The sequence below is a fragment of the Herbaspirillum sp. B65 genome (assembly GCF_000333555.1).
Taxonomy (GTDB): Bacteria; Pseudomonadota; Gammaproteobacteria; order Burkholderiales; family Burkholderiaceae_D; genus Herbaspirillum; species Herbaspirillum rubrisubalbicans.
In genome coordinates this window covers 1-5,979 of record NZ_BADI01000927.1, presented here as the reverse complement: position 1 = coordinate 5,979, position 5,979 = coordinate 1, and the positions used below count along the sequence as shown (strand labels likewise).

Annotated in this window: 5 protein-coding genes and 1 pseudogene; 4 read left to right on the top strand and 2 right to left on the bottom strand. The window is 62.0% G+C overall.

Annotated elements, in window-relative coordinates; translation table 11 throughout:
• On the bottom strand, positions 1–500 hold a 500-nt coding region (locus tag I5W_RS21740; protein WP_044530801.1), incomplete at its 3' end, for an ATP-binding cassette domain-containing protein.
• Positions 501–865: 365 nt separating this feature from the next.
• Here I5W_RS21740 and I5W_RS21735 point away from each other — a divergent pair.
• The 3 genes from I5W_RS21735 (at position 866) to I5W_RS21725 (ending at position 4,672) form a co-directional block, all read left to right on the top strand.
• Positions 866–1,354: a TonB family protein gene (locus I5W_RS21735; protein WP_017451119.1), complete on the top strand. Its 489-nt coding sequence runs from the start codon at positions 866–868 to the stop codon at positions 1,352–1,354.
• 219 nt (positions 1,355–1,573) lie between these two features.
• The gene (locus I5W_RS21730) at positions 1,574–3,493 is read left to right on the top strand and encodes a SurA N-terminal domain-containing protein (protein ID WP_044530800.1); all 1,920 of its coding nucleotides are present in this window, start codon (positions 1,574–1,576) and stop codon (positions 3,491–3,493) included.
• A 459-nt stretch (positions 3,494–3,952) separates the two neighbouring features.
• On the top strand, positions 3,953–4,672 hold the full coding sequence (locus I5W_RS21725; RefSeq protein ID WP_044530799.1) for a glutamine amidotransferase: 720 nt from the start codon (positions 3,953–3,955) through the stop codon (positions 4,670–4,672).
• Positions 4,673–4,770: 98 nt separating this feature from the next.
• Here I5W_RS21725 and I5W_RS21720 read toward each other — a convergent pair whose 3' ends face one another.
• Positions 4,771–5,490: an arylesterase gene (locus I5W_RS21720; protein WP_374702151.1), complete on the bottom strand. Its 720-nt coding sequence runs from the start codon at positions 5,488–5,490 to the stop codon at positions 4,771–4,773.
• Here I5W_RS21720 and I5W_RS21715 point away from each other — a divergent pair.
• Positions 5,447–5,979, top strand: a pseudogene (locus tag I5W_RS21715) (ABC transporter ATP-binding protein); the annotation flags it as partial. The gene I5W_RS21720 and the pseudogene I5W_RS21715 sit on opposite strands and share 44 nt — an antisense overlap.

The following is a 5,979-nucleotide window of genomic DNA, read 5'->3' as shown; positions in this document are numbered from 1 at the left end:
CAGCACAGCAGCGAAGGCGAGGGTGCCAGCGCCCGCGCCAGTGCCACGCGCTGCTGCTGGCCACCGGACAACTGGCCGGGATACTTGGCCTGGCTGCCGGCCAGGCCCACCATATCCAGCATGGCGGCCACCCGTTCCTGGCGCGCTTGGCGCTTCATGCCGGTCAAGCCATAGGCGACGTTGTCGGCCACGCTCAGATTGGGGAACAGCGCATAGGACTGGAACAGGATGCCGTAGTCGCGCGACTGCGGCGGCAACTGCGAGATGTCGCGGCCAGCGGCCACGATCTGCCCGGCGTCCTGGCGCTCCAGCCCGGCGATGGTGCGCAGCAGGGTGGTCTTGCCGCAGCCGGACGGACCCAGCAGGCAGACCATCTCACCCTGGCGTACTTCCAGCGACACCCGATCCAGCGCGGTGAAAGCGCCGAAGCGTTTTTCGATGGCGCGCACCGACAGGAAACGCTGATCGACCTCGCTCTCCTCGGGCGGGCAGGACGGCATCGCAAGCGCGGCGGCAGAGGGTGTGGGCATCATCGTGGAAGTGTTCTCGCTTAAGTCGCAGTGTTGCCCAAAGGCAGTGCCCATGCGGCATTGCGCAGTGACAGGGCAGGCCCGGGTTTGAAGGCAAGCGGATGGTACGGCGCANATATGACTGCTGGATGACGCCCCCTGCTGTGATAGCGGGGTGGAATCCTTGCTATAGATTGAAGTTATGGATCGCCGGTCCGGCTCCCGCTGCCAGGGAATCCCGACCAGTAAACCTGGTCCAAAGCTTCATTGACGTAGTCTTTTGAGTGAAGCAAGATCAGTCAGCTTGATGGGAGACCAGAATGAAGAAAAATGCCAAACCTGCCCGCCGACCCGGGATGCGCCTGGCCATCTCCGGGGTGGGCGTGGCAGCCATGCTGGCTGCCTGCTCGGCACCGGAGAGCACCCAGCAGGAGCGCGATGCCCTGGCCCGTAGTCTGATCGAACAGAAAAAGACCACCGAGGACGCCACCTCCACTGCCACCACCCCGGATGGCTACAAGGTGGACCTGGCCCGGCGCATCTCCCAGGTCAATTTCACCAGTGTCTACGTGGAGCGGCCCCAGGCCCTGCTGCGTTCGGTGATCGTCATCAAATACGTGGTCGATGGCGACGGCAACCTGGTCAAGAGTGAGATCCTGCGCAGCAACCGCGACAAGCACGCCGAAGCCAGCGCCTTGAGCAGCCTGAAATCGGCCGCGCCTTTTCCCAAGCCGCCCCCGGCCTTGTTGAAACAGGGTCGCATCGAGTTATCTGAAAGTTGGCTTTTCAATAACGATGGCCGTTTCCAGCTACGCAGCGTGGCGCTGGCGCAGATGGATCAATAAGGGGGGCACATCGCGCCGGGCTAGTCCGCCGAAGATGCCGGTGGGCATTGGCGTGTGTATAATGTCGCGCGAGCACGACGGTGTGCGTTGTGCGTCCCAGGTCTCATGGGCCTGCGCCGGATCAGGGCGAACGCGAGTTCGCCTTTTTTCTTATCCGCGGGCGCCAGCGGCAGTCTTCGCTGACCTTCATTGACCAGATCGTTTATTGATTGGCTATACATGTTTGATTTCATTCGTACTCACCAGCGCCTGATGCAGTTCCTGCTGCTGCTGTTCATCTTTCCGTCGTTCGCCTTCTTCGGCCTGGAAGGCTACAGCCGCCTGACCGACGATAGCGGCGTGGCCAAGGTGGCCGGCCAGACCATCACCAAGGAAGAATGGGACGCGGCGCACCGCCAGCAACTGGAACGTATGCGCCAGGTCTATGGCAACCAGTTCGACGCCAAGATCTTCGATAGCCCCCAGGCGCGCCGCGCCATCCTGGACAACCTGATCGCCCAGCGCGCCCTGGGCGCCGAAGTGGTGGCCAACAAGCTGGTGGTGCCGGACCAGGTGCTGCAGCAGAGCATCCTGCAGATCCCCGGCCTGACCAAGCCGGACGGCAGCTTCGACAATGAACAGTACCGCGTGCTGCTGGCCGCCCAGGGCTTGACTCCCAAGTCCTATGAAGCCAGCCTGCGTCGCGAGATGGCGGTGCAACAGTTGAATGCCGCCATCCAGAGCACCGCTTTCGCTCCCAAGACCGTGGCCGAGAACCTGTCCAACCTGAATGATCAGGAGCGCACGGTGCAGATGCTCAACTTCAAGCCGGAGAGCTATGCCGCCCAGGTCAAGATCACCGACGACATGTTGAAGGCCTACTACGACAAGAATGGCGCCCGCTTCGAAACCCCGGAACAGGCCGACATCGAATACGTGGTGCTGGACGCAGCCGCCGTGGCTGCCCAGGCCAGCGTGACCGATGACGACATCAAGTCCTACTACGAGCAGAACCAGAAGCAGTACAGCACCGAAGAACAGCGTCGTGCCAGCCACATCCTGATCGCCGTCAAGAAGGATGCCTCGGCTGCCGACAAGGCTGCTGCCAAGAGCAAGGCCGAAGCCCTGGTGGCGCAACTGCGCAAGAATCCGGGTGACTTCGCCAAGTTGGCCAAGGCCGATTCGCAAGACCCCGGCTCGGCCGAAAACGGCGGCGACCTGGGTTACTTTGGCAAGGGCGCCATGGTCAAGCCCTTCGAAGATGCCGCTTTCAGCCTCAAGCAAGGCCAGATCAGCGATCCGGTGGAATCCGACTTCGGCTACCACATCATCGAAGTGACCGGCATCAAGCCGGCCGCGGTCAAGCCGCTGGACGCGGTCAAGGCCGAGATCGGTGCCGAGATCAAGAAGCAGATCGCCGCCAAGAAGTATTCCGAGATGGCCGACCAGTTCAACAACCTGGTCTATGAAAACGGTGACAGCCTCAAGGCCGTCTCCGACAAGCTCAAGCTGAAGATCCAGACCGCTTCCGGCGTGACCCGTACGCCCAATCCGGCCGCTGGTGCTGCACCTTACAACAACGCCAAGTTCCTGACGGCGCTCTTTACCGACGACGTCATCAAGGGCAAGCACAACTCCGAAGCCGTGCAGACTGCGCCCAACACCCTGGTGGCCGGTCGCATGACCAGCTACAAGCCGGTCACCAAGCGCCCCTTCGACGAAGTCAAGGCCGAGGTGCAGAAGGATGTGCTGGCCGCCGAAGAACAGGCACTGGCCGTCAAGGCTGGTCAGGAACGCCTGGCGCAGTTGCAGGCCAAGGATGATGCCACGGGCTTTAGCGACCCCAAGGTGGTGTCGCGCGTGAAGTCCGAGGGCTGGACCCAGGAAGCCTTCAATGCCGTCATGAAGGCCGATACTGCCAAGCTGCCTGCGTATGCCGGCGCCGAGACCACCGGCCTGGGTTACCAGATCTACCGCATCACCAAGGTGGAACAGCCCAAGACGGTTGATACCGCGCGCCGCAAGGCCGAACAGGAGCAGATCACCGCCGCCTTGTCGCAACAAGAAGCCCTGGGTTACCTGGACTACCTGCGTGAAAAGGCCAAGACCAAGCTCTTGAAGGGCGCCATCGCCGTCAGCGCAGACGACGCCGCCAAGTGACCCTGGATGGGGCAGGACGCGCACCGGGATCGTGAATCGGCGCGTGGCCATGCCCCAGGGCAGGGAGTTGTCGGCATGACTGCCACAATTGACTAAAAAATTTATACAGGCCGCTTTTCCAGCGGCCTTTTTTGTTTCATCATGGACACCGGGCGCTGCATTCGAGCGGATGCACGAGGGAGCCGGCACTGGGGGAATCCACTTCATTGTTTCCAACTAGCGTTGGCGTTTCGTCCGTTTTCCACTTGGTGGGAAATCTCGTGGGAATACACAGGTTTTATGCTGCACAGATGAAATTCCTGTCATCCGCATGTCATGTAGCGTCGTTTCGGAAGTAACGTAAACGGCTGCCGTACATGTTGTCGCTTTCTCCAGTCGACATTCGAAAACAATGCAGGAAGCATTTTCACGAGAAAAGCCTCCGCTGCCAGTTTTGCCCTGAATACCGACCACGTTTTTATGCCTGCCCCAGTCCTGATCATTCAAACCGGCGACGCCAATCCTGCCCTCAAGACTAACTACGGTGGTTATGCCGACCAGATCGGCTGCGCTGCCGGCCTATGCCAGAGTGAAATCGAAGTGGTGACCGTATATGAAGGCCAGCGCCCGGCCTGCCCACGCAGCTATCGCGCGGTCTTCATCACCGGTTCTCCGGCCATGGTGACCGACAAGGAAGACTGGAGCGAGCGCACCGCCGAGTGGATCCGCGACGCCGCCGAGCTGGACACGCCCATGTTCGGCATCTGCTACGGTCACCAGTTGCTGACCCACGCCTTCGGCGGTGAAGTCGGCTACAACCCGGCCGGCCGCGCCGCCGGCACCATGCACGTGAAGACGCTGGAATGCTGCCGCCAGGATGAATTGCTGGGCGCGCTGCCGTCCGAATTCCCGGCCCACATGCTGCACATGCAGTCGGTGCTGCGCCCGCCCAAGGACGCCATCGTCATGGCCCGCTCCCCGCTGGACCCGCACCACGTCATCAAGCACAAGCACAACGTCTATTCGACCCAGTTCCACCCCGAGTTCTCGCCCGAATTCGTGCGCGCCCACCTGCATTACTACGCTGATATCTATCGCGGCTGCGGCATCGATGCCCAGGCGCTGTGCGACAAGGTGCGCGAGACGCCGCAGTCCACGGGCTTGTTGCGCCGGTTCCTGGAGTTGTACGCGCGGCATTGAAGCGCTGTTGATCAGTTGGCCTTTGCCGGCCGCAGATGACGCAAGCCCCTGTCACCGGTATGGTGGCAGGGGCTTGATGTTTTTTAGGGGCAGGGCGCTTACTTCAGTCCCAGCAAGGGCTTCAGATACGGCCAGACATTATCCAGCAACCGTGGTTGCGCCTGTTCATTGGGATGGATGCGATCGGCCTGGAACTGCGACAGATCGGCGGCAATGCCCTCGAAGAAGAATGGCACCAAGGCCAGCTTGTTGGCCTTGGCCAGTTCCTGGTACATGGCGGCAAAGCGTCGCGTGTAGTCGGGACCGTAGTTGGGCGGAATCTGCATCCCCACCAGCAGTACCTTGGCCTTCTGCTCGCGCGCCAGATCAATCATGGCTTGCAGGTTGTCCTGGCTGGTTTTCAGTGGCAGGCCGCGCAGGGCGTCGTTGGCGCCCAGTTCGATCACCAGCACGGCCGGCTTGTGCTGCGTCATCAGCGCCGGCAGGCGGTTGCGTCCGCCGATGGTGGTGTCGCCGCTGATGCTGGCATTGACCACCTGGAAGCCGGACTTGTCCTGCTGCAGCCGTTGCTGCAACAGGGTGGTCCAGCCGCTGCCGCGCTGCAGGCCGTATTCGGCCGAGAGGCTGTCGCCGAGCACAAGCAGGTTTTTTGGGGCAGAATAGGCGCTCGTTGCCGCCAGCACCAGGGCCAGGCCCAGCAGCAGGCGCAACAGCCCGTTGCCTAGCGCCGTGCGCGCCGACCCGATCCCGGACCACCTTGCCCGATTGCCTTGAATGCCTGCTTCCGCTACCGCCAGTCCCGCCATCATTGCCGCCATTGAAGTCCTTCAGTTGTCCAAACACGTTGCCGACGTCGCCGCGCCTTCTGGACGGCTGACCATCTTGAGCGGCATCGATTTTACCGTGGCTGCCGGTACCACGGTGGCCATCGTCGGCGCCTCCGGTTCCGGTAAATCGACCTTGCTGGGCCTCTTGGCTGGACTGGATACCCCCAGCGAAGGTTCCGTGCGCCTGGATGGGGAAGACATCTACGCCCTCGACGAAGATGGCCGGGCGCTGTTAAGGAAGCGCAAGCTGGGCTTCGTGTTCCAGTCCTTCCAGTTGCTGGGCCACCTCAATGCGCTGGAAAACGTGATGCTGCCGCTGGAGTTGCGCGGCGACAGCCAGGCCCGCACCAAGGCCGAACAGATGTTGGGACGGGTGGGCCTGGGCAGTCGCCTGAAGCATTACCCCAAATACCTCTCCGGGGGCCAGCAGCAGCGCGTGGCGCTGGCGCGCGCCCTTCGTCACCGAGCCCGCCCCTGTTG

Coding starts and splice junctions, on each gene's coding strand:
- I5W_RS21735 (WP_017451119.1), top strand. CDS start 866: ATGCGCCTGGCCATCTCCGGGGTGGGCGTGGCAGCCATGCTGGCTGCC.
- I5W_RS21730 (WP_044530800.1), top strand. CDS start 1,574: ATGTTTGATTTCATTCGTACTCACCAGCGCCTGATGCAGTTCCTGCTG.
- I5W_RS21725 (WP_044530799.1), top strand. CDS start 3,953: ATGCCTGCCCCAGTCCTGATCATTCAAACCGGCGACGCCAATCCTGCC.
- I5W_RS21720 (WP_374702151.1), bottom strand. CDS start 5,490: ATGGCGGCAATGATGGCGGGACTGGCGGTAGCGGAAGCAGGCATTCAA.